The following is a 24,745-nucleotide window of genomic DNA, read 5'->3' on the forward strand; positions in this document are numbered from 1 at the left end:
CCGTCATTACGAGCGGGTCTTGTTGCGTGGACATCACCCCGTCATTGCGAGCAGTCGTAGACTGCGTGGCAATCCAGAAAAATAATAAAAAAAATTCTGTAAATCAGAATTTTTTACTGGATTACTTCGTCAAAACTTATAGTTTTTCCTCGCAATGACTATTGATAGCAATGCAACAAAATCCATAAGTATATACTTCTTGTGAAATGAAGAGTTGTTATACGAAGTTCAACTTGGAAAAGAGCAAGGAGTCTGTAAGCCGAGGAGCGGAACGTATACTAAATACGTGAGCATCCGAGGACTTACAAAGACGACACAGCCAATTTTTCAAGTGGGGCGAGTATACAAAAACGATAATTTAAATTCAGGTTATTTGTGTTTAGTGATTTACGAAAATTTGACAAAGATATATATAATTATAATGCTCCTAATTTTATACCTATAGCATGTCATTATAATGAAAATACTTTACTTACCAAAGACGGTAAATTACTACAAATTATAAAAATACACGGCATTAACTCAGAGAAAATAAGCGATAACATACAAAATTTACGTGAAATGGTTAGAGTTTCTATAAAAAAGAATATAACCGATTATGATTTTGCTTTTTGGCTACATACAATACGAGAAAAACAAAATTTAGATGATTCCACTCCTTACAAAAAATTATTACCGGCAAATATTCATGCACTATGGCAAAGAAAAAACCATTGGAATGATAAATTCGTTAATACTTTATATATATCTATAGTACATGATTCTGCTAAAGTTGACATCAAAAATTTTAACTCTTTAATAAATTCTTTATCTAATAAATTAATTACTGACTTTGAAAATAACTACTTAGATTCAGCTTTTCAAAAACTAGAAAATATCACTAATAATATTTTAAACGATTTAAACGAATTCGGTGCTGAGAAACTCGGCATAATATTTGAAAATGATAATGTTTTTTCTAATCCTTTATTTTTATATAATCGAATAGCTAACCTTAATAATAATGATTGTTTAGTACCTATAATAGATTTATCCGATGCACTAGGTAGAAGTATTTATACAATTAGCGGCGATAAAATGGTAGTTACGGATCATGAGAAAAATAATAAATTTGCTTCTTTACTATCTATAAAAGAATATCAAGAAACTCCTTCTAATACACTGGATAAATTTTTACAGTTACCGATTGAATTAATAATAACTGAAATATTTTACTTTGTTAGCAGAAAACAAGTAATATCCAAATTGCGTGGTCAAGATCATATTCTAAAAATTACTAACGACTCAACTTTACTTAATCATAAAGGGATTAATAAGCTTGATGCAGCTAATTTAGATTTTCAATTTTGTAATCAGCAAATTTCAATTGCCGTTATAGAAGAAGATGAAAATAAACTAGATGCAGCTGTAGCTAAAGCATCAACCGAACTTTTTAAACTTGGTATTATTCATGTAAAAGAAGATCTTAATATTGAACAAATATTTTGGTCGCAATTACCTGCTAACTTTGCCTTTATCCGCAGAATGTCACCATTATCCGTAGAATATATTGCTTCTCTTACCGCTCTTCATAATACTACACTCGGTAATCAATATAATCCTTGGGGTAAGGCTATAACTTTACTGCGAACCGAGAAAGGTACTCCATATTTCATGAATTTTCATGATAAAACGAATAAAGGTAATACTTGCATCTTTGGTACGGAAAAAACCGGCAAAACCGTATTATTGAACTTTCTAATATCAGAATCGACTAAATACGATCCAACAATAATTTATATCTCTAATAATAATGATTCTAAAATTTTTATCGAGTCAATAGAAGGCAAATGGTTAGAACCAGACAAACAAATTATCAATCCATTTTTAGTAGATGATACAGAAAAATCACAAGCCTTCATTTTAGAATTTTTAAAATTAATCAGCGGTCATTATATTTCACCTCTTAGTGAAATAGAGATATCCTTTCTAGAGAAATTAAAAAATAAAATTTTATCAATTGAAAAAGAAAAACGTATTTTTTCCGATATTTTAAAATTAGAGGATTTTAAGGAGGAAGGAGGAATACAAATACTTGATAAACTTAAAGTTTTTACCGAAGGACAATTATATTCCGGATTATTTGACGGACCATCTCTTAACATTGAAGAAGGGAAAGTTATAGGGTTCAATTTATATAAACTTTCTGATGAGCCGTTTTCTAAACAATTTTACCCAACGGAGAGAAAATTTTTAGAACAATTTAATAATAATTTAAAGAAACACCAAAGTATTAGTGCAGCAGTAATTTATGCTTTTACTTATCATTTAAGCCTAGTTGGCACAAAACCTAAAATATTTGCTGCCGATAATTTTGATAAACTTTACAGACCTGAAGTTTATTATGATAATATAAATTTAATCTATAATAATTTATCTCAAAATAACGGTATTTTCGTCAGTAATTTCAATTTTATTTATCTTAAATCATATCCAAAATATACTATAAAACCTTGGCTTGATTTAATTAATACGAAAATTATTCTACCGTCTGACGTTAAAATAGAAGATTTAGATAAAATTTTAGGTTTAAGCGAGCCAGAAATACGAAAATTATCACAGCTAATACTTTCTGCAAGAATGTTCTTAATTAATAAGGATAATGAATCGATAGCTTCTGAATTAAGTATTGCCGCTTTAATAGGAATTGTCCGTATTTTATCAAGCAGACAAGAGGAAATGGATATTTATAAAAAAATACTTGAACAACACCAAGGTCCTCCGGATAATTGGATTAATTACCTATATAATGAGTTAAATACGAACGATGTGAATAGCTACTAAAACCATTGTCATTGCGAGACGGTGTTGCATGCGTGGATACCCAAATCGTCATTGCGAGGAGGCGTTGTTGCAATCTAGTTTTAATTTCATGAGATTGCCACGCTCCTTACAGTCGCTCGCAATGACGGAAAATCGGTCCATGCGGGCAATGCCTTCTCACAATGACAACAAAACAACGAACATAAAGAATACTCAAAGTGTTAAAAAAATATTTATTATTTTTCTTATTTTCATTTTTCTCATTTAATGTGCAGGCATCTATTTGGGGTGATATAGCCGATTGTCTTAGCGATCCCTGTAATTGCGGACAAAGCGATAGAACGGAAATTTGGAATAAAGGCGGCAACAATGAGGTAAAAAGGGGACCTTTTAAACCTGATACATTGTGTCCACCTTGGAATAAAAGCGACGGTCGTGGTAGCGGCAAATCTGATGATAAAACCGACAATTGTTTATTAAAATTTGATTACCCAGGTACATTTATTGGTTTTTTACTCAATAGATGTGCGGAAGAAGCCCCTGATAGTAGTTACTTCACTCCAAAAATTCGTATTAGAGTTCAAAGCTGTAATGCTGCCGCTTGTTGGCACCAAAACTCCACCTTAAATTGGGATGGAGAATGTGTATTATGGCCTACGGGTTACGGTCTACCTCTAACTAGAGTCTGTGCTAGAGTTGCCGTACCGGATATATCTCCACCTCCCGGAATAAACGCTACACCTTCCCCTGCAGATCCAGGTTATACCGATGGAGTACATCTCAATAAAGTCGGTTATACAGAAACTGATAATAAGATAATAGGTGTAGACGGAAAAATAGTTACTTTAAAATCTCCTAAACTTTGTGCTTATAGCGACCCTGGACTTGTTAACCTTGTTTCAGATTCCGGTGTACATCTTGATCCGATGGACTGGAATCCTAATCGTCAACCTCTTCATCAAACTAACGAACTTAGTCCTATTGCAAAAGTATTAAAATTTTTAGTTGAAACGGTAAAAGGAGCAAGTTTACCAAGTTTATTAGGGCAGCTTCTTGGTATGATAAATCAAGATTCAGAATTTATAAAAGTACTTCAATCAATACTTAACGCAATAGGAGAGGTTTTTAATTTTTTCCCTAGTTTAATAATAACAGTTATTGAAAAACTTGGATCATTAAACGGTTCTGTAGATAGCTATTCTTTTGGTTGTGTACAATTACCTTTAGGACCTTTTCCACCGCCATATTGCCCAAATTTAGATTATATTAGTATTAATGCTAATGCTAATAATATATGTAGCATAAAAAATACCCCAGAGGATATTCAGAAAGGAAAACCTGTATTTAAACAATCTTCAACTTTGCCGCCTTGTGTAGTATCAAATGTTAACAACAATATTGTTAATAATACCATACGTGTTAGCTTTAGCAATCTTGTTCCGCTTTGCACGAGTTCTACCTCTGATCTCAAAACTTGTGTAGAACCACGTAATACAGATTTTCTTTCAGCAAAAATTACTCATACTAATACGGCTTTTAAAGATTTAATTAAATCGTGTAAGAATACTTCAGGAGGCACTCCATGTATTAATACAGAAATTTCTACGCCATGTAGTGTTACGGCTAACGGTTGTAATGAGGGATTTAGAATAGTATATTCGCAGAAAATTGGAAATGTAGAAACACCTAGCGATTATTACATAGAGGATATACCGGACTGTCCAAGTTCTAGTTCAACTACCTGCCAAAAAGTATGGGGAGTTAATATAGGCGAATTTAAGGATGTAAGCGTAAAGTTTCCTAAGATACAAGGGCAAGATACAAATAGCTTAATACCTATAAAGACAGATGTCACCCTAAAAGACAATAACGGTAAAGATAGAAAACTTTATGTCTCTATTAGTAATACCGAAGACGATAAGCAAAATCCTAATAATATTTGCTTATTTGAGTCCGGTAATTTAATAGATTGCGTACCGAGAGTAAATCATTCTTATAGTCTAGCTGCTTATGAATGTTCAAGACAATATGCCGGAATTACCTGTACTAATAACAATGCCAACGATGCTTATTATAAACCGCAATTCATTGCTTCAGTGCAAGTAAGAGAGAAACAAACAGATGGGACTATTAACATTATAGATGAAACAAGCACTCTTGTAACACCGTTAGCATACGCCGGACCTCCACCTCCCAATCCCACGGACACAGAAAGTATAGTAATGCTTGCCGGTTATAAGTATAGTTCTTCCGTTGCGTTTATACCTAAAGATCCACCAAAAGATCCGACAAATGATAAATATATTGCTATGCCGTTTTCAGGAGAGAATGCTCTAAATCAGTTGACTATTCACGGTAAATATAAAGACGATAAAGAACCTTATGATAGTAATGGAAAACCTGACTCAAGTGCGGTATATTTAAAATATTTAGAATATATAAACGGTAAATATATCCAAGGTGGAACGCATGCCTGCTTGATGCCGAAAAATTTCCAACATTGTAATCCTATGCCGATTTCTACTTTACCTGATGGATCACCTATTCCCGGTTATAATAATGACTCGATAAATTGTGTACTTGCTAAACTAAACAACAACAATACTATAAATTGTAAGAATTTTAAAAATACATATAGCCTTAAATATCCAAACCTTGGTTTATGCAGCAAAGATATAAATACAAGTAGCTGTACTCTAAAAGAAACAGTGGAAGGTATTACTATTTATGCTTGCAATATAAATAATATTCCAAGTAACTGCTATACTAATAATAATAGCCCTAATACTCCAGTATGTGTTTTAAGTAGGGATTATAAAGATAGAATCGAGCCAGGACCTGACAAAGGACCAACATTAGTACCATTAGATGATTCTTTTAAATATTATACAGTGAAATATACAGCAGGAGATGAAAACCATCCTCCAGAGCCGACATATAAAGCTGAGACTGAGGATGTAAGAGATAAAACTTGGCAAGAGCTAGATCTTTGTGCTCCTATATTAGTACCTACTTGTGCTAAAATTCCTAGCACAGCTGATGCTCCTTCCGGTAGCACCCACGGTAATGCAGAATGGGATGAAAGCGATATAGGAGAACTTGCAATAGGAAGATGCCCGACGAATTGGATAGTTATTGATCCTAGTAAACCTTTAGAACGCCATTGTTTATCATATTCTGATAGAAAAGTTGTTGAATTTGAACCTTTAGGTCAAAATGTCGGCTGTAGAGAATCTACAGGATTGCCTATAAAAGTTGGTTATAACGACTTTCCATCAAGTCAATTACCTGAGACCCCTTATAATCCGGTAACTAAAATAGGTGACTATATCTTAAACAAAAAACCGGTACCACAGGGGAGTATTATGGCATTTCCAAAGGATGGGGCATTTATAGATGCAACAAATAAACCGGAAAATACAATATTGCATACTGTAGAATTCAAAGTAACTTTAGATTCAATAATGGACGATATTGAGTATTTTGAAGTAAAAGATTTATGGTATGATGATTGCACATTAATATATGTCAACGGCCAAAAGCTACTTAGCCTCCCCACTGACGTTAATTCTCTAGATGAGAAAAGGTACTGTAACAATGGAAATGACCAAGGTCAAGCATTACAAGCTAAGAATTTACCGATTGATATAAAGCGTTATTTAAAACAAGGAGAAAATACTATCAGATTCCAGCTAAGAGTTATGTTTGGTGGAGGACTATATTTCCACATGCAATATAAAATGAAGAGATAAATAAATGAGTTGGATTATTTTTTATACGGTAATCGCTGCTTTACTGGTTCTCGATTTGGGAATAGTACACAAAAAAAATACCGTAATGAGCTTTAAAGAAAGCGTACTTTTTAGTCTTTTCTATTTTGTAATAGCTTGTTTATTCGGTATCTATGTTTACTATAATACGGGAGCAGAACATGCTCGTGAATATTATACTTGCTTTCTCATTGAGAAAGCTATGTCCCTTGATAATATTTTTGTTATCTCTATTATTTTCCAATTTTTTAAAATTCCCGGAAAATATCAACATCGTGTTTTATTTTTTGGTATAATAGGCGTAATAATATTCAGAGCCATAATGATTTATGGCGGTATTATTCTTATAAATAAATTTGCCTGGTTATTATATATTTTTGCCGTAATACTTATTGCTACCGGTATAAAAACTTTTTATGTATCACATAAAACTTTTGATATACAGAATTCTTATATTTACAAGTCAATAGTAAAAAATCTAAATATTACTCCTAATCTTGAAGGGGATAAATTTGTTGTTAAACGTAATAACAAACTATATTTTACCCCCCTTTTTATATCTCTAGTACTGATAGAAGCAATAGATTTAGTCTTTGCCATAGATAGTATACCGGCAATATTTGCAATTACTAATGATGTTTATATAATTTATACTTCAAATATTTTTGCTATTTTAGGGCTTAGAGCGTTATTCTTTTGTTTAGCAGAAATTGTAGAACGTTTCAGTTATATAAAATATTCTTTGGCTTTAATTTTAATATTTATCGGCTTTAAAATATTTATTCATCATTATATAGCAATTCCGGCATATGTTTCGCTCATTGTAACTATTACTTTATTACTATTTGGTATAATTGCTTCCATAATTAGAAAAAATATAATTGACCATTAATAAAGGGGGTATATAATATTTTTTTATTTTTTAATCAATTATAATGACTAAATTACTAAAATTATTTTTTATTACTATCATCATTTTTAATAACATTGCTTTTGCAAAAGAAACAGGGTTCTATATAGGAGCAGAAGGCGGAATAGTTGAACCGGTCGTTAGTAAATTCCGACATAAACACTCAAATACCGAAATAATTTTAAAAAAATCAAGTATGTATAGCGGAAAAATAGGCTATATAATATATCCACAGATAGCTATTGAATTCTCAGCAACTTATCAACCTAAATATCGTCTGCATTACGTATTACCTCAGCAAAATTTAAGTAATGGTCTTACTATTCCTAAACCCCGGGTAATACTAAAGTATTATCAAATATATATATGCTAAATCTTATTTATGATTTAGAAAAAATAAAAACTTTCACACCTTTTGTAATACTTGGAGGTGGAATAGCACAAATAAAAGTTAAGCCTACCTCCTCTAGGTGGAGTGTTATAAATGGCGATTATTTTAAAGTAAGAAGAACTCATAAAAATTGTGTTGCGTGGCAAGCAGGTCTTGGAGTATCACAAGATGTAACTTCAAATTTAAGTATTGATGCAACCGCAAAATTACAAACGACATATAGAGTAAGAATTAATTATGATACGCTTGATATGAAAACAGGACAATTCGTGCCGGCAAATCCTATCAAAAAAACTATAGCCGTTGGAGAATTTGGCGTAGGATTTATTTATAGATTGCCATTTTAAGAATTCTGTGAAATATTTATATGAAAGCATCGTCAACGTCATTGCGAGGAAATTGCATAGCAATTGACGAAGCAATCTCAGGATATTTGACGAGATTGCCACGTCGCTTCGCACCCCTCGCAATGACGTTATGATACATACAAAAATCAACTATATAAGGAAAAAATATGTCCTCAAAAGCTACTAACTCTTCTTCTACCCCTAACGGTCATGATAAGACAGCAAAAACTACCAAGCCTGTTCTGAATGGTGCGGTTTCAAATCATAACACTTATGATGAAGTGCCGTATGAAAGCTACCCATATGCTCTTACAAATCCTTATCACTTAAGTACACTTGCAACTCTTTTCGGTGTGAATGCTCCTGAAGTCGAGAATGCAAAAATATTAGAGCTTGGTTGTGCAGCGGGCGGTAATTTAATACCACATGCAGTTCTTTATCCAAAAGCTCATTTTGTTGGGGTTGATTTGTCTAAAGTACAAATTGACGAAGCAAATAAAAATGTTAAAGAACTAGGATTAAAAAATATAGAGTTCCATCATTGTTCGATAACCGATATTGATGATTCTTTCGGTAAGTTTGATTATATAATTTGCCATGGTGTAATTTCTTGGGTACCAAAAACCGTTAGAGATAAAATTTTTGAAGTTTGTAATAAAAATCTTAGTCCAAACGGAATAGCATATATTAGCTATAATACCCTCCCTGGCTGGAATATGGTACGTACTATTAGAGATATGATGATGTATCATTCTAGCTCATTTGCAAATGTACGTGATAGAATAGCTCAATCTAGATTGTTACTAGAATTTGTTAAGGATAGCTTAGAAAACTCTAAAACTCCTTATGCAGAAGTATTAAAAACCGAAGCAGGGCTACTTGCTAAACAAAACGATCATTATTTACGTCATGATCATCTAGAAGAAGAAAATGCTCAATTCTACTTTCATGAATTTATGAATGAAGCAAGAAAGCACAATTTACAATATTTAGCCGATTGTAATCTTTCGACTATGTATCTCGGTAATATGCCTCCGAAAGTAGTAGAGCAGTTAAAAGCGGTGAACGATATAGTTAGAACTGAACAATATATGGATTTCATTACGAATCGTCGTTTTAGAACCACTTTACTATGCCATAGTGATGTGAAAATTAATAGAAATATTAACAATGATGATATAACGAAATTTAATATGATCTTTAATATAGTGCCTGAAAAACCACTCAAAGAAGTAGATCTTAATAATGCTTCTGAAAATTTAAAATTCTTCTTAAACGGTAATAAAGACTCTAACTTAACAACTAGTTCGCCTTATATGAAAGCTATTTTATATACTTTCAGCGAAAATCTAAATAATCCGTTAAGCTTTGAGAAAATAACCGCTGAAGCTAATAAAAAGCTACATAATACTAAATTAAATGAAATCAAAGCTGAGCTTTTAAATAATGCAATGAAGCTAGTACTACAAGGTTATATTAGTATTACAAATCAGAAGCATCGAAATAACCCTGAGCTTGATAAGCCTAAAACAACAAAAATGGTGATACATCAAGCAACCCATACACTTTCTATGTGGGTTACAAATTTAAAACATGAACCGATCGGCGTTAATTTCTTTGAGAAGTTTGCACTTAGATATATGGATGGTAAACATGATAAAAAAGCAATTATTGAGGCTGTACTTGGTCATGTAGAAAAAGGCGAATTAACTTTAAGTAAAGAAGGTCAAAAAGTAGAAAATAAAGAAGAAATACGCAAAGAACTAGAAAGCTTATTTACTCCGATGATCGAGAAATTTTCTTCTAACGCTTTGTTGGTGTAATATATATTTCGTCATTGCGAGCGACTGTAGGCATTGTTGCATGGATCGTTTTATGTCATTCCCGCGCAGGCGGGAATCCAGAAAAAAAAAGCATAAATACAGCAAGCTTTTGGAATTAAAAGCTCGATTTATCTCGCTTTATGCTGGATTCCCGCCTACGCGGGAATGACATCGAGCCGGTTTTTTGGTCCATGCAACAAAGCCCCCGCGGGAATGACATCAATAACGATATAAGCGGTACTCAAAAACACAATATAACTCATGTTCATATTTTTTTATTTATTTGCAACATTAATAACCATCAGCAGCTTATGCGTTGTTTTAAGCAAAAATTCCGTATATTCGGTATTATGGTTAATTTTTGCATTTATCAACGGTGCAGGACTTATGATTTTGCTTGGAGCAGAATTTTTAGCTATGATGCTGATAGTGATTTATGTTGGAGCTGTAGCAGTATTATTCTTATTTGTGATAATGATACTAGATATGCATTTTAATAAGACAATAACACTGTTAAAAGAAAATCTTACTTTAAGTATTTTTATAGCTCTAATAATGTTTGCTGATTTAGTAACAATTATTTTACTTGGCACTAAAAATATTAATTTCAGTTCGGATGTATCGTTTGCCATAACAAATAGTATCTCAAATACTAAAGCAATAGGTAACGTGCTTTACACTGATTTTATGCTACCGTTTCAAATGGCGGGGCTTATTTTATTTGTCGCTATGATTGCATGTATTACATTAACGCTAAAGAAGCGTGAGGGAGTAAAACATCAAAATATATCAAAACAACTACGTCACAATAAAGAAAATACTGTATCAATGACAAAGCCTACTCTAAATAAAGGTGTCGAGAATATTAAATATGAATGAATATATTTCGCTTAATCATTATTTAATCTTAAGCAGCTTAGTTTTTACTATTGGGATGTTTGGATTATTTATGCATCGCAAAAATATTATCAATATATTAATGTCCATTGAGTTAATGCTGCTTGCAGTTAACATAAATTTTGTTGCATTTTCCATATATATGCAAGAATTATCAGGACAAATTTTTAGTATTATAATCTTAACTGTAGCAGCTGCCGAAACCTCAATAGGGCTTGCGATATTACTAATATATTTCCGTAATAAAGGCTCAATTGAAATCACTGACATTAATCAGATGAGGGGATGAGATGTATCAAAATCTTGCCATAATGATCATCATATTACCGCTTGCATCTAGCGTAATAAATGGGTTATTCGTAAAGATAATAGATAAAAAATTAGCTCAAATAATTGCAACCGGCTTCTTATCTTTATCTGCCTTATTCTCATTAATAATATTTTACGATGCGGGTCTAGACGGGAATATAATCCATATTAAATTATTACCATGGATTGAGGTTAGAAATTTTAAAGTAAATTGGTCGATTTATATCGATCAGCTCACTAGCATAATGTTTATAGCCGTAACATGGGTGTCAAGCGTCGTGCATATCTACTCGCTTGGCTATATGGCGGAGGATAAGGGGATTGTACGCTTCTTGTCTTTCCTTTCTTTGTTCACTTTCTTTATGTTAATGCTAGTATCAGCTGATAATTTCTTACAGTTATTTTTCGGTTGGGAGGGCGTTGGCGTTTGCTCATATTTACTAATTGGTTTTTGGTATTCAAAAGAATCCGCCAATAAAGCAGCGATTAAAGCTTTTATAACTAATAGAGCCAGCGACTTTGCTTTTATCTTAGGCGTAATAACGATTATTGTTTATTGTGGTTCGGCAAATTATAAAGATGTATTTTCATCTGCAGAATTATTATCTAATACAAAAATATTTTTACAATTTTCTATTCTAGATGTTATTTGCTTGTTATTATTCATCGGCTGTATGGGTAAATCTGCACAGATCGGTTTACATGTATGGCTGCCTGATGCGATGGAAGGACCGACTCCGGTATCCGCACTTATTCATGCAGCAACCATGGTAACGGCAGGAGTATTCTTAGTAGCACGCTGCTCGTATTTGTTTGAATATAGCCCTTTAGTTCTACAGTTTATTACAATAATAGGCGGTGTTACTTGTCTTTTTGCCGCAAGCATTGCTATTATGCAAAGCGATATCAAAAAGATTATTGCTTACTCTACCTGTAGTCAGCTTGGTTATATGTTTATGGCTTGCGGGGTATCTGCCTATAATAGCGGGATATTTCACTTAGTAACTCATGCCTTTTTTAAAGCCTTATTATTCTTATCAGCCGGCAGTGTAATACATGCAGTTCATGAGCAGGATATTTTTAAAATGGGTGATTTAAGAAATAAAATGCCGGTAACTTACGGAAATTTCTTAATCGGCTCACTTGCATTGATAGGTATTTATCCTTTGGCAGGGTTTTACTCTAAAGATTCGATTTTAGAAGCAACCTATAGTAGCGGATCGTTCATGTTCATTTTTGGGATAACAGCAGCAATACTTACCGCTATTTATTCAATGAAGATTATTATGCTTGTGTTCTATGGTAAAACTAAGCTAGAAAAAGATGTTTTTGAGCATGCTCACGAACCGGCTAAAATAATGAATAATCCTCTTATATTACTTGTCGCTGGGAGCTTTTTTAGCGGTATGATCGGCTATTATTTACTTTCTATGGACAAACCAAACGGCTATTTCCATGAAAGTCTATTTAATTTACATATTTATAAACTACTAATTAGCCACCCGCCTTTATATATTAAGCTACTACCTATGGCAGTTGGCATAATGGGGATTGTTATCGGTATTTACTTATATAAGTCAAGTACTATTATGTCATATCCATCTTCTTCTATGTCATTCCTGCGAAAGCGAGAATCCAGCAAAAATATTAAAAAAGGCTGGATGTCGTGGTTGGGTCACGGTATGGCATTTATATCCAACATACTAAGAAATAAATATTACTTCGACGAAATATATAATTTCTTAATTGTGAAACCTATTAACTGTTTAGCTTCTTTATTTTATCTTGGCGATCAGAAAATAATCGATCGTTTTGGACCAAACGGTTTTTCACGAGTCGTTAATTGCTTTAGCGTCTTGACCTGCAAAACCCAAACAGGATATGTTTTTAATTATGCTTTGTATATTGTATCGTTTATTGTTGTTGTAATTAGCGTTTTCGTTTGGAAAGGCTAGTATACTTATGGAATTAAAAACTAAAACTGTCATTGCGAGCAGCCGTAGGCTGCGTGGCAATCTCATGAGATTGCTTCGTCAATTACTTCGTAATTTTCCTCACAATGACGGCAAAACTCATAAAATCTTAAAAGAATGTTAGAATTACCTATTATATCTATCAGTATTTTCCTGCCGCTAATAAGCGTGCTATATATTTTGCTGTTTATTAGTCAAAGTAAAAAGGCAGATAAAGCGATATATGTAATGTATGTTGCAGTACTTAGTTCTGTTTTAACATTCATCTCAACTACTTATATTTTAATAGAGTTTGACTCCTCAAATCCCGCTTATCAATTTGTTGAACGCTACGCTTGGCTTGATAAAATCGGGCTTGAATTTCATGTTGGCGTTGACGGTATATCGATATTTTTTGTGGCTCTAACTTCCTTTCTCACTCTTATTTGCATAATCGGAAGCTTATTTACCGTTAAAAAATATATTAAAGAATATTTAGTATGTTTTTTATTGATGGAATCTTTTTGTATAGGGGCATTTACCTCAGTAAATTTATTATTATTCTATCTCTTTTTTGAAGCAATATTAGTGCCGATGTATATTATTATAGGCGTATGGGGAGGTGAGAATAGAATATATGCGGCTCTTAAATTCTTCTTATATACTTTCTTTGGTTCGGTATTTTTCCTACTTTTATTAATTTATATTTATAGCAAAATTCATAGTTTTGATTTAACCTATATTTCTGAACTTACCTATAATATCCCGTTATTTGCTCAGCAAATTTTATGGTGGGCTATCTTTATTGCTTTTGCCGTTAAAATTCCTATGATTCCATTTCATACTTGGTTACCCGATGCACACGTACAAGCTCCAACCAGCGGCTCTGTTATACTTGCCGGTATCTTGCTAAAACTCGGCGGCTACGGTTTTTTAAGAGTATTACTACCGCTATTTCCGAGTGTATCACAAGAATTTGCAATTTACGTAATTTACCTTAGCGTTATTGCTATAATATATGCTTCCCTTGTTGCCTTTGCTCAAAAAGATATGAAGAAGATGATAGCATATTCATCAATTGCACATATGGGATATGTTACGATAGGTATTTTTAGCTTTACTGAAGCCGGGGTTAGCGGAGCAATATTTCAGATGCTTAGCCATGGCGTGATTTCCTCATGCCTATTCTTAATAGTCGGTACTTTATATGAAAGATTGCACACCAAAGAAATAGCTAAATACGGCGGTGTAGCAAGTAAAATGCCTGTGCTTGCCACATTTTTTATGATTGCAATGCTTGGTTCTGTTGGGCTACCCGGAACTAGCGGATTTATTGGAGAATTTTTAAGCTTGCTTGGGATTTATAAGGTGAACGTAATAGCAACCTTTATAGCGGCTCTCGGCATAATCCTTGGGGCGGTTTATATGCTGAAATTATATAAAGAAGTTATGCTTGGTGAAATTACCAATAAAGAAATTATGCATTTCAGAGATTTATATAAATATGAAATAATCTCAATAGCTCCTTTAATATTATTGATTATTTACTTTGGTCTAATGCCCAGTTCTATTTTAAACGTATTTCGTTTATCGGTGGAGAATTTATTGGTTAGATTCGGTGGTTGATTTCTTACTCTATGTCATTCCCGCGGAAGCGGGAATCCAGAAAAAAATAACTTACACCATTTGTACAAAAATTATATATTTAATAAAAAACATATAAAAACTTGTTTTTATATGTTTTACTGGATTTCCGCTTCCGCGGGAATGACATAGTAACAAAAACATGCTATCACTTCATCAATTACAATTTAATATAGAACAAAGAAATTTATTTGATCTATGTATCACTTTTCTTCCTTCTTCTATCACCTATATAAAAGGAGCTAATGGTTGCGGTAAAAGCTCACTGCTACGAATGATAGCAGGAATTATGCAACCAAGTAGCGGTAATATCTACTATAAAAATAGTAATATCAACAATATCCCTAAACCATACTGCAATTATATCGGTCATAATTCAGGGCTAAAACTTGAAATGACTGTTTTGGAGAATCTAAAATTTTGGTCGGAAATTTATAATTCTGCCGAAACTCTATACGCCGCTATTCATTACTTTAAATTACAAGATTTATTAGATGAAAAATGCTATAGTTTATCTAGCGGAATGCAGAAAGTCGTAGCCGTATCAAGGCTTATCGCCTGCCAATCTGACTTATGGCTACTTGATGAAGTTGAAACTAATTTAAGCAAAGAAAATAGAGATTTGCTAAATAATTTAATTGTTATGAAAGCAAATAGCGGAGGTATTGTTCTTCTATCCTCTCACCTAGAAAATTCTATAAAATCTGCACAGACATTACAGCTGGATATATAATATATGAAATTTCGAATGCAAAGTTCAAGATTTCATGGTATAATCTTCTCAAAGATAAAATTATAATTTATGAAAGCTATTGTTAAACGCCCTCATTATTTAGAAAAGATAACAACACAATTTTTAAGTCATAAAATTGTAGCTCTTTTAGGACCAAGGCAATGCGGCAAAACTACTTTAGCCCGTCAATTTGCGAAAGGACAAAAAGAAATACATTTTTTTGATTTGGAAGATATAAGAGATTTAGCTGCTTTAGAAAATCCTTATATAGCTCTTGAAAGTAAAAAAGGCTTAATTATTATTGATGAAATTCAAAGATTACCGGATTTATTTCCTACTTTGCGAGTTCTAGCTGATAAAGATACAGAGCAGTGTTTTTTAATACTCGGTAGTGCTTCAAAAGATTTAATTAGACAATCGTCAGAAACACTTGCAGGCAGAATAGCTTATATAGAAGTGCATCCTTTTTCTTTATTAGAAGTAGATAATGTAGAACAATTACATCTATTCGGTGGATTTCCAAATTGTTATCTCTATCCAAAAACAGGTTTTGACTGGTTAGAGCAATATATTAGAACTTTTTTAGAGCGTGATATTCCAAATCTTGGTTTTTCTATTCCACCTAGCACATTACGTCGTTTTTGGACTATGCTTGCTCATTATCACGGAAATATTTTTAATGCTTCTGAAATTGGGAAGTCTTTAGGAGTGAGTGACCATACCGTCAAAAATTATCTAGATATTTTATCCGGTACTTTTATGGTACGTCAATTATATCCTTGGTTTGAAAATATTTCCAAACGTCAGAAAAAACGACCTAAAATATATTTTACTGATTCAGGAATATTTCATCATTTAATTGATATTTATTCACCTGAGCAATTATTAAGACATCCAAAACTAGGAGCAAGCTTTGAAGGATTTGCTCTAGAGCAAATAATACGAATTTTTAATAAACGTAGTGAGGATTGTTATTACTGGGGGATACATCAAGAAGGAGAACTAGATTTATTTATAAGACATAAGGGTCTAAAGCTGGGTTTTGAGTTTAAATTTAGCGATGCTCCTACTCTTACTTCTTCGATGCATAAAGCCATAGACTATTTAAAATTAGATGAATTATTTGTTATATATCCCGGAACAAGAAAATATCAATTAGAAAGCAATATAACCGTTGTGCCGGTTAAAGATATCGTAACGCTTGCGTAATTCTATAGTACCGGACAGTTTATAAAAGACTCGTCATTGCGAGCCGGCATTTTTATGCCGGCGTGGCAATCTCAGGAGTTTTTTTATATTATCTTATGAGATTGCCGCATCGTTTGCTAACGCAACTCCTCGCAATGACGAGGGATTTTCAAAAACTATCCAGTACTATAGTAATTTACCTATACTCATAATCCTTATGTAATTTACTAGCTAGTGCCTGCTCCCATCTATCGCCGTTTTGCAGTAATCTTTCTTTATCGTAAATAAGTGCAGTATGAGTTAGACTTGCAAACTCAAAATTAGGTCCTTCAACTATCGCATCTACAGGACAAGCTTCTTGGCATAACCCGCAATAAATACATTTTGTCATGTCTATATCATAACGAGTGGTACGTCTACTGCCGTCATCTCGTTCATCAGCTTCAATCACTATCGCTTGTGCCGGACAAATTGCCTCACAAAGCTTGCAAGCAATACAACGTTCTTCGCCGTTTTCATAGCGACGCAGTGCATGCTCACCCTTAAATCTAGGGCTAACAGGACTTTTTTCATAAGGATAATTTATGGTAACTTTGGGCTTAAAGAAATACTTTAAAGTCAAAGCCATCCCCCGTACTATCTCATATAGAAAAAATGATTTTAAATAGTTTATCATAATATTAAAAAATACCTGTCATCCCGTGGTCAAGCCACGGGATGACAATGTAGAGCAATGATACTCTCCCCCTCTAAACACTTGGCAAGTTATCAGTATAAACAAGTACGCTTGACACTAACACCACCCAAAATAAAGTTAGAGGTAAAAATACTTTCCACCCCAAACGCATTAATTGATCATAACGATATCTTGGCAAGGTTGCTCTAATCCATAAAAAGCAAAACAATAAGAATCCGACCTTAAATATAAACCAAAAGAATCCCGGAATACAATCTAACCACGATATATTAAAGGGCGGCAAATAACCTCCTAAAAAGAAAGTCGTAGTCATTGCACTAACTAATATCATATTAGCATATTCACCTAGAAAAAATAAAGCAAATCCCATAGAGGAATATTCAACATTATAGCCTGCAACTAGCTCTGACTCTGCTTCAGGTAAATCAAAAGGTAACCTATTTGTTTCGGCAAGCACTGAGATAAAAAACACGACACCCATAGGTAGTAGCATTAAATCAATCCACCACGGCATTGTTCTTTGTGCTTCAATAATCCCACTTAAATTGAGAGTACCAGTAGTAAGTAACACAGTAATAATAACGAGTCCCATCGATACTTCATAAGAAATCATTTGGGCCGAGGAACGTATAGCACCAAGGAATGCATATTTTGAGTTACTAGCCCAACCGGCAATAATAATGCCATAAACGCTTAAAGAGGATATAGCAAGAATATATAAAACACCGACATTAATATCTGCAAGAACTACGCCCTTTGCAAAAGGTATAACTGCCCAGCCGATTAAACTTAATATAAAAGTTATCATCGGTGCTAAAATAAATAATATTTTATCGGAATTGGTTGGAATTATCGGCTCTTTGAATAAAAGCTTAACCGCATCAGCAATAGGCTGAAGTAATCCAAACGGACCAACGACATTCGGTCCACGTCGTAGCTGCATTAATCCAATAACACGACGTTCTGCATATGTTAAATACGCAACGCATAAAATTAAAGGGATAGTGATCGCCACCACCTTTAGAGCGATTATAATTAACGGGAAAATATATTCAAAAAAGAGTTCTGTCATAATGTTATTTGATTGTCATCTTATCGTCATTGCGAGGCAATTACAAAGTAATTGACGAAGCAATCTCAGGAATTAGTCTTACTTCATGAGATTGCCACGCTCTCTGCGTTCGCTTGCAATGACAATTCTTCATGCTACCTCCCTACTTCTTTCTTCCTTAGCCTCTACGCACTTAGCCATAGTGACCGAGTTTTTACTAATTACATCAGTCATATAATAATTAATAGGTTCCGTAGTTATAGGCTCTTTTGATAACTTATCTTTAGAGCTAAATTTAGCAAATTTACTCTCTACAATTTTATCAATATTAGCAAATATCTCATATTCTTTAGCAAGTTTGGCTCTTACTTCTTGTAAATCACTCATTCCGATATCTATTTTTAGGAAACCTGCCACCTCTTTAATAATTTCTATATCTTCTTTAGCTGTTCCTACAAGCGATACTGCTTTTTCTGCTATTTGCGGTCTTCCTTCTAAATTTACGTAAATTCCGCTCTGCTCTGTATAAGCAGCCGCAGGTAAAATTACATCAGCATTCGCAGCACCTGCATCCCCATGATGTCCTTGATATACTATAAAAGCCGATTTCAGCTTATCAAATGAGACGGCGTCCGCTCCAAGCAGATAAGCGAGTTCCAGTTCTTCAAGCTTAATAGGATTATTAAAACCAATGTCAAGACCGCCAACTATAGAAGCATGATTATGCAATATATTAAAGCCCTTCCAATCATCACGCATAATATTATATTCAACCGCTATCTTATGAATAAGCGACAATATAGCATATCCGTCATCTCTTGCATATACGCCGTCACCTACTATAATCATCGGATATTTTGCTCCTTTTAAGGCTTTCGTAAACTCATGAGTACCAATAGCTAGCTCCTCAATAATCTTAATATCACTTCCTAAATCCTGAATTCTATAAGTTTGGTTATGTCCCTCACCTATTCTTGCTATTTTTAATGAACCGGCACGCACTTTCTGTCCTATTCGGCTATTTAACACCGGAGCTATCTGCCTTGGATTTGCTCCGATCAATAAACACAAATCAGCCTTTTCTACGCCGGCAATAGTTGTATTAAATAAATAGTTGCCCCGCTCGTTTGTATCTATTTTATAGTTAAACTGATTAACACTATAATTATTACAGCCAAGCTTTTGCATTAATGTTTTTAGCATAAACATTGTCTCAACAGATGTAAGAGAGCCAGCAATAGCAGCAATTTTCTCCGGTTTTATGGATTTAACTTTATCTGCTATCGTTTTTAAAGCTTCGCTCCAGCTAGCTTCTACTAATTTACCGTTTTTTCTGATATAAGGGCGATCTAAACGCTGATATTTCAAACCGTCATAACTAAAACGGTTTTTATCAGAAAGCCATTCCTCATTTATTTCTTCATTAACACGAGGTAATATTCTCATTACCTCATCGCCTCTACTATCTATACGAATATTGGAACCTTCGGCATCATGTACACCAATGCTAGCAGTATGTTTTAGTTCCCATTTACGAGCTTTAAAGGCATAAGGTTTGGAATTTAAAGCACCGACCGGACAAATATCTATCATATTACCGGAAATTTCAGAATCGAGCGTTTGCTCTAAATATGAAGTTACCTCCATATGCTCGCCACGATGAATAGCTCCCATTTCTTCTATTCCGGCTATATCATTTGCAAATCTAATACATCTTGTACATTGTATGCATCTAGTCATCGCTGTTTTAATCAACGGTCCCATATATTTATCTTTAATAGATCTCTTATTTTCATGAAATCTATTAGTACCTTTACCGTATCTAAAAGCCTGATCTTGTAGGTCGCACTCCCCACCTTGATCACAAATAGGACAATCTAGAGGATGGTTAATAAGTAAAAACTCCATCACCCCTTCACGTGCTTTTTTTACCATAGGTGTATCGGTGTGAATAACCATACCGTTACTTACCGGCATTGCACAAGAAGCTATAGGCTTGGGTGATTTTTCCATTTCAACCAAGCACATACGACAATTACCGGCGATTTTTAGACGCTCATGATAACAAAAATGAGGAATTTCTTTACCTGCTTGTGTACAGGCTTGATAAACGGTGCTACCTTCTGATACTTCTATTTCAGAGCCGTCTACGTTCAGTTTTATCATCTTATTTAATCCAATAAGTCATAGGGTTCGGATAAGCTTGATCCTCTACCATATATTTAAAACCGATGGCAACACGAAGTACATACCAAACAGCAAGTGCAAAGTATAGTACTACTCCAATAATGATAAACGTAAATATAAAACATACAATCCACCCAAGTACCCCAAGGCAAAAAGTACGAAATAAAAACACGTAATGACTAGTAGCAAAATTATCACCTTTATCTTTATTAAGATATGCAAAAAATACTCCGATTAATGGTAATATCGGTACTACTATCCCGCATAAATATAATATATATACTACAATTAAGTTTTTCTTACCGCTCTCGGTATATTCTTTAAGATGTTTGTCCATATGTTTTTCCTTTTTTACTGATTAGAGGCTATCGGTAAATAAACTTTAATTAGTAATTAAAGAGCTTTTTTAGCGAAAATTGATAAGATTTTTGTGGGAATATTATTCATATTTCAAAAAAATCTTATAATTTGCAGCAAAAAAGAATTAAATTACCGGTTAAAATTTGTTTACTGATAAACTCTTAGATTTCATCTTAATCTTTGTATTTCTTTCATAGGTAATTCGGTAAATTCCATAATTTCTTCTATAGGTCTTTTTTTAATTAACATCTTTTTTGCTATTTTTTCTATTGTTTTTTCTTCCATTTTCTTAACAGCACTAGCTTCAATTTTAAGCCAATTTAAGCGATTTTCATATTCTTCTCTTTCTTCATCACTTAAATTTATTACTTCAAGCACATTTAATGCTTTCTTTAGCTCTTTACTGTTTAATTCTTTAGGAAGCTTATCTTTATTTAGCAAATCATTTCGAGTAAAAAAAGCAACCCATATATCTAAAGCATTCTTTACTTTTTTTACTATATCAGATAATTCTTCTTTAATGTTATCAGCAAACTTATTGAGTTCTATAGTGTGTAGCTCTATATCCTCAAAATATTTCAAACCGGTTTCATCTTCTTTTAACCTGAATATATTATGATATTTATCAATATTTGTGATGCCAGTAAAATTAAGTATATGGATTCCTATCGTTTTGTTTAATTCTGAATATCTAGAACCTTCTTTTAGCTGTCCAGCATATAGCTTTGCCCAATAATATAAAGCTCTTTTATCATAATTTGCTTCATCCGTTACTTGGATTTCGATATTAAACATTTTACCGCTTTCGCTTTTGGCTTTAATATCTAAAACAGAAAGCTTATCGTTTAAAAAACTCTTTGGATTATATGGATTAAGTAGAGTTACTTCTTTTACTTGATCTTCCTTGGTTACTATAGAATTAATAAGCGATATTAATAAATCTTTGTTCTCTTCTACTCCAAAGATTTTTTTAAATGCTAGATCTACTCTTGGATTAACTCTATACATAGTTATTTTTTCAAACTCTCTACCACAAAATGCATAATACTGCCGTGCTTTATATAATTTATCTCATTATCCGTAAATATTTGCAATATTAAATCGATTGTTCTTGTTTCGCCAGTTTGTTTTTTTATCACGCATTTAACAGGATTATAAGGCTTTATTTGTTCACTTAAGCCTATAATATCAATAGTTTCCAAACCGTCTAACTTTAAATCTAATCTTGTATTATTGCCGGTAAAAGTTAGCGGTAAAATACCCATACCAACTAAATTTGAACGATGTATTCGCTCAAAGCTCTCGGCAATCACTGCCTTTACGCCAAGCAGTTGCGGACCTTTTGCCGCCCAATCTCTAGACGAACCGCTACCATATTCTTTACCGGCAAAAATCACCACAGGTACATCATTAGCTTTATAGTCCATAGCCGCATCGTAAATAGTTTGCTGCGTACTACTTAATTGGTTTATAGTAAAGCCTCCTTCTACTCCCTTACACATTTCGTTTTTTATACGGATATTAGCAAATGTGCCACGCATCATCACTTCATGATTTCCTCTACGTGATCCGTAAGAGTTGAAATCTAGAGGCTCTATATGATGGTCCGTTAAATATTTAGCAGCAGGGCTGGTTTTACTAATACTTCCTGCCGGCGAAATATGATCGGTAGTAATAGAATCACCGAAAATTGCTAGAATTTTTGCAGATTTTATATCTTTTATACTATTCTTGCTGCCTATATCCTCAAAATAAGGCGGATTATTAATATAGGTACTGTTCTTATTCCAGTTATAAGTAGAGCTAGTTGTAATCTGTAAATCTTTCCACTCTTTCGTTCCGCTAAATATATCGGAATATTTTTCTATAAACATAGAGGAATTAATTGAATTTGCAATAACTTCATCTATCTCTTCTTTGCTTGGCCAAATATCTTTTAAATAAATATTTTTTCCTATCGGCTGATTATTTAAATCTATATTAAGAGTGCCACTAAGTGCATATGCTACGACTAAAATAGGCGAGCCGAGATAGCTTGCTTTAGTAAGTGGATTAATTCGCCCTTCAAAATTCCTATTACCAGATAAAACAGAAGCAACAACTAGCCCGTTTTTGTTAATAGTTTCCTCTATTTCCGGATTTAGAGGTCCGGAATTACCGATGCAAGTAGTGCAGCCGTAACCTACTAGATTAAACCCTAATTCATCTAAATATTTATCAAGACCGCTAAGCTTCAAATATTCCGTTACGACTTTTGAACCCGGAGCAAGAGAAGTTTTAACCCAAGGCTTTACCTTTAATCCTTGTTCTAGTGCTTTTTTAGCAAGAAGTGCTGCACCAATCATCACACTAGGATTAGAAGTATTAGTACAGCTAGTAATTGCTGCAATTACTACATCACCGTTACCGATTTCGTAATTCTGATTTGCTATAACATACTTTTTATCAATGTCCTTATTTTCTAAAGCAAGACACGGTAATTCTTGTTTAAAACTATTCGCAACGTCATTTAAATTTACCCTATCTTGTGGACGTTTTGGACCGGCGAGTGAACTTTGTATTTTCGATAAATCTAACTCTAAAATTTCGGTATATTCTGCCTCATGCTCAAAATCATACCAAAGATTCTGCTCGTTTGCGTATTTTTCTACTAATTTGATTTGCGTTTTTTCTCTACCTGTTAGCTCTAAATATTTTATAGTTTCTTGGTCAATCGGGAAAAAGCCACAAGTAGCACCGTATTCAGGCGACATATTAGAAATGGTAGCACGATCGGCAATCGTTAGATTTTTTAGCCCCTCACCGAAAAACTCAACAAATTTACCTACTACTTTCTTTTTCCGTAGCATCTCGGTAACGGTTAAAACTAAATCGGTTGCGGTAGCTATGCCTGTTAATTTTCCTGTTAGTTTTACCCCAATTACTTCCGGCAGGATCATAGTAAGAGGTTGTCCAAGCATTGCAGCTTCTGCTTCTATTCCGCCAACTCCCCAACCAAGCACCGATACACCGTTTACCATGGTTGTATGGCTATCTGTTCCAACTAAACTATCAGGGTAAGCAAGCCCGTCCTTATGCCACACGACTTTTGCTAAATATTCTAAATTTACCTGATGGCAAATACCTGTACCAGGCGGCACTACTTTAAAATTATTAAATGCTTGCTGCCCCCATTTAAGAAATGCATAACGCTCTATATTACGTTTCATTTCCATCTGTACGTTTTTATCGAATGAGTCCTTAGCTGCATAAGAATCAACGCTTACGGAATGGTCTATTACCAAATCAACAGGAATAAGCGGGTTAATTTTTAACGGATCGCCTCCTATTTTCTTCATCGCATCACGCATAGCAGCCAAGTCTACAATAGCAGGCACACCGGTAAAATCCTGCATCAAAACTCTTGCCGGCATAAAATCTATTTCCGCATCAGATTTTTTAGTTTTTAGCCATTCTTTAAATACAAGTAAGCTTTCTTTATTCCCACCGGTACGTAGCACGTTTTCAAATAATACTCTTAAACTGTAGGGGAGCTTTTTTAAAGGAAGTTCGATATCGCTTGCCGCTTTATTTATATCGTAAATTTCGTAGGAAATATTATCGACTGATAACTCTTTTATATATTCTGAATTATGCACTTTTGACATTTGTTTCTCACTCTAATATTCGTTGTGTGGTACTTAA

18 protein-coding genes and 2 pseudogenes are annotated in these 24,745 nt (G+C 33.6%); 14 read left to right on the plus strand and 6 right to left on the minus strand.

Annotation, left to right across the window (positions count from 1 at the left end):
* Window positions 1–63: 63 nt before the first annotated feature.
* The 14 genes and pseudogenes from BN1174_RS13005 to BN1174_RS03110 form a co-directional block, all read left to right on the plus strand.
* A pseudogene (locus BN1174_RS13005) lies at window positions 64–159 on the plus strand (lytic transglycosylase domain-containing protein); the annotation flags it as partial.
* 216 nt (window positions 160–375) lie between these two features.
* A complete protein-coding gene (locus tag BN1174_RS03060) occupies window positions 376–2,823 on the plus strand; it encodes a VirB4 family type IV secretion/conjugal transfer ATPase (RefSeq protein ID WP_040256410.1) in 2,448 nt (815 codons plus the stop codon).
* 28 nt (window positions 2,824–2,851) lie between these two features.
* Entirely contained in the window at window positions 2,852–3,070 is a 219-nt protein-coding gene (locus tag BN1174_RS09800) for a hypothetical protein (protein ID WP_156138459.1), read from the plus strand.
* Entirely contained in the window at window positions 3,021–6,554 is a 3,534-nt protein-coding gene (locus tag BN1174_RS03065) for a hypothetical protein (RefSeq protein ID WP_040256412.1), read from the plus strand. The genes BN1174_RS09800 and BN1174_RS03065 overlap by 50 nt, the downstream gene beginning before the upstream one ends.
* A 4-nt stretch (window positions 6,555–6,558) precedes the next feature.
* Entirely contained in the window at window positions 6,559–7,464 is a 906-nt protein-coding gene (locus tag BN1174_RS03070) for a TerC/Alx family metal homeostasis membrane protein (RefSeq protein ID WP_040256414.1), read from the plus strand.
* A 43-nt stretch (window positions 7,465–7,507) separates the two neighbouring features.
* Window positions 7,508–8,220, plus strand: a pseudogene (locus BN1174_RS03075) (outer membrane protein).
* Window positions 8,221–8,387: 167 nt separating this feature from the next.
* A complete protein-coding gene (locus BN1174_RS03080) occupies window positions 8,388–10,043 on the plus strand; it encodes a methyltransferase regulatory domain-containing protein (RefSeq protein WP_040256416.1) in 1,656 nt (551 codons plus the stop codon).
* A 261-nt stretch (window positions 10,044–10,304) separates the two neighbouring features.
* A complete protein-coding gene (locus BN1174_RS03085; protein ID WP_040256418.1) occupies window positions 10,305–10,922 on the plus strand; it encodes an NADH-quinone oxidoreductase subunit J in 618 nt (205 codons plus the stop codon).
* Window positions 10,915–11,229, plus strand: a complete 315-nt coding sequence (nuoK, locus tag BN1174_RS03090) for an NADH-quinone oxidoreductase subunit NuoK (protein WP_011271556.1) — start codon at window positions 10,915–10,917, stop codon at window positions 11,227–11,229. Before BN1174_RS03085 ends, nuoK begins: the two co-directional genes overlap by 8 nt.
* Before the next feature lies 1 nt (window position 11,230).
* The gene (nuoL, locus tag BN1174_RS03095) at window positions 11,231–13,204 is read left to right on the plus strand and encodes an NADH-quinone oxidoreductase subunit L (protein ID WP_040256419.1); all 1,974 of its coding nucleotides are present in this window, start codon (window positions 11,231–11,233) and stop codon (window positions 13,202–13,204) included.
* 7 nt (window positions 13,205–13,211) lie between these two features.
* Complete coding sequence (locus BN1174_RS12230) at window positions 13,212–13,346, plus strand: hypothetical protein (protein ID WP_269378842.1); 135 nt, start codon at window positions 13,212–13,214, stop codon at window positions 13,344–13,346.
* Window positions 13,340–14,827, plus strand: a complete 1,488-nt coding sequence (locus BN1174_RS03100) for an NADH-quinone oxidoreductase subunit M (protein WP_040256421.1) — start codon at window positions 13,340–13,342, stop codon at window positions 14,825–14,827. The genes BN1174_RS12230 and BN1174_RS03100 overlap by 7 nt, the downstream gene beginning before the upstream one ends.
* 160 nt (window positions 14,828–14,987) lie before the next feature.
* Complete coding sequence (gene ccmA / locus BN1174_RS03105; RefSeq protein ID WP_040256423.1) at window positions 14,988–15,578, plus strand: heme ABC exporter ATP-binding protein CcmA; 591 nt, start codon at window positions 14,988–14,990, stop codon at window positions 15,576–15,578.
* Between the two features lie 69 nt (window positions 15,579–15,647).
* The gene (locus BN1174_RS03110; protein ID WP_040256425.1) at window positions 15,648–16,787 is read left to right on the plus strand and encodes an ATP-binding protein; all 1,140 of its coding nucleotides are present in this window, start codon (window positions 15,648–15,650) and stop codon (window positions 16,785–16,787) included.
* A gap of 175 nt (window positions 16,788–16,962) precedes the next feature.
* Here BN1174_RS03110 and nuoI read toward each other — a convergent pair whose 3' ends face one another.
* The 6 genes from nuoI to acnA form a co-directional block, all read right to left on the minus strand.
* On the minus strand, window positions 16,963–17,442 hold the full coding sequence (gene nuoI / locus BN1174_RS03115) for an NADH-quinone oxidoreductase subunit NuoI (protein WP_011271560.1): 480 nt from the start codon (window positions 17,440–17,442) through the stop codon (window positions 16,963–16,965).
* 73 nt (window positions 17,443–17,515) lie between these two features.
* Window positions 17,516–18,535, minus strand: coding sequence for an NADH-quinone oxidoreductase subunit NuoH (nuoH, locus tag BN1174_RS03120; protein ID WP_040256427.1), 1,020 nt, complete (start codon window positions 18,533–18,535; stop codon window positions 17,516–17,518).
* A gap of 129 nt (window positions 18,536–18,664) precedes the next feature.
* Window positions 18,665–20,680: an NADH-quinone oxidoreductase subunit NuoG gene (gene nuoG, locus BN1174_RS03125; protein ID WP_040256429.1), complete on the minus strand. Its 2,016-nt coding sequence runs from the start codon at window positions 20,678–20,680 to the stop codon at window positions 18,665–18,667.
* 1 nt (window position 20,681) lies between these two features.
* A complete protein-coding gene (locus BN1174_RS03130; RefSeq protein WP_040256431.1) occupies window positions 20,682–21,038 on the minus strand; it encodes a DUF4870 family protein in 357 nt (118 codons plus the stop codon).
* Window positions 21,039–21,229: 191 nt separating this feature from the next.
* The gene (locus BN1174_RS03135; RefSeq protein WP_040256433.1) at window positions 21,230–22,069 is read right to left on the minus strand and encodes an Rpn family recombination-promoting nuclease/putative transposase; all 840 of its coding nucleotides are present in this window, start codon (window positions 22,067–22,069) and stop codon (window positions 21,230–21,232) included.
* 2 nt (window positions 22,070–22,071) lie between these two features.
* The gene (gene acnA, locus BN1174_RS03140) at window positions 22,072–24,708 is read right to left on the minus strand and encodes an aconitate hydratase AcnA (protein ID WP_040256434.1); all 2,637 of its coding nucleotides are present in this window, start codon (window positions 24,706–24,708) and stop codon (window positions 22,072–22,074) included.
* Window positions 24,709–24,745: the final 37 nt, after the last annotated feature.

The sequence above is a fragment of the Rickettsia hoogstraalii genome (assembly GCF_000825685.1).
Taxonomy (GTDB): domain Bacteria; phylum Pseudomonadota; class Alphaproteobacteria; order Rickettsiales; family Rickettsiaceae; genus Rickettsia; species Rickettsia hoogstraalii.

Excerpts from the sequence above, each read along its gene's own strand:
- BN1174_RS09800 (WP_156138459.1), top strand. The coding sequence starts at position 2,852 with ATGCGTGGATACCCAAATCGTCATTGCGAGGAGGCGTTGTTGCAATCT.
- BN1174_RS03070 (WP_040256414.1), top strand. The coding sequence starts at position 6,559 with ATGAGTTGGATTATTTTTTATACGGTAATCGCTGCTTTACTGGTTCTC.
- BN1174_RS03080 (WP_040256416.1), top strand. The coding sequence starts at position 8,388 with ATGTCCTCAAAAGCTACTAACTCTTCTTCTACCCCTAACGGTCATGAT.
- BN1174_RS03085 (WP_040256418.1), top strand. The coding sequence starts at position 10,305 with ATGTTCATATTTTTTTATTTATTTGCAACATTAATAACCATCAGCAGC.
- nuoK (WP_011271556.1), top strand. The coding sequence starts at position 10,915 with ATGAATGAATATATTTCGCTTAATCATTATTTAATCTTAAGCAGCTTA.
- nuoL (WP_040256419.1), top strand. The coding sequence starts at position 11,231 with ATGTATCAAAATCTTGCCATAATGATCATCATATTACCGCTTGCATCT.
- BN1174_RS12230 (WP_269378842.1), top strand. The coding sequence starts at position 13,212 with ATGGAATTAAAAACTAAAACTGTCATTGCGAGCAGCCGTAGGCTGCGT.
- BN1174_RS03100 (WP_040256421.1), top strand. The coding sequence starts at position 13,340 with ATGTTAGAATTACCTATTATATCTATCAGTATTTTCCTGCCGCTAATA.
- ccmA (WP_040256423.1), top strand. The coding sequence starts at position 14,988 with ATGCTATCACTTCATCAATTACAATTTAATATAGAACAAAGAAATTTA.
- BN1174_RS03110 (WP_040256425.1), top strand. The coding sequence starts at position 15,648 with ATGAAAGCTATTGTTAAACGCCCTCATTATTTAGAAAAGATAACAACA.
- nuoI (WP_011271560.1), bottom strand. The coding sequence starts at position 17,442 with ATGATAAACTATTTAAAATCATTTTTTCTATATGAGATAGTACGGGGG.
- nuoH (WP_040256427.1), bottom strand. The coding sequence starts at position 18,535 with ATGACAGAACTCTTTTTTGAATATATTTTCCCGTTAATTATAATCGCT.
- nuoG (WP_040256429.1), bottom strand. The coding sequence starts at position 20,680 with ATGATAAAACTGAACGTAGACGGCTCTGAAATAGAAGTATCAGAAGGT.
- BN1174_RS03130 (WP_040256431.1), bottom strand. The coding sequence starts at position 21,038 with ATGGACAAACATCTTAAAGAATATACCGAGAGCGGTAAGAAAAACTTA.
- BN1174_RS03135 (WP_040256433.1), bottom strand. The coding sequence starts at position 22,069 with ATGTATAGAGTTAATCCAAGAGTAGATCTAGCATTTAAAAAAATCTTT.
- acnA (WP_040256434.1), bottom strand. The coding sequence starts at position 24,708 with ATGTCAAAAGTGCATAATTCAGAATATATAAAAGAGTTATCAGTCGAT.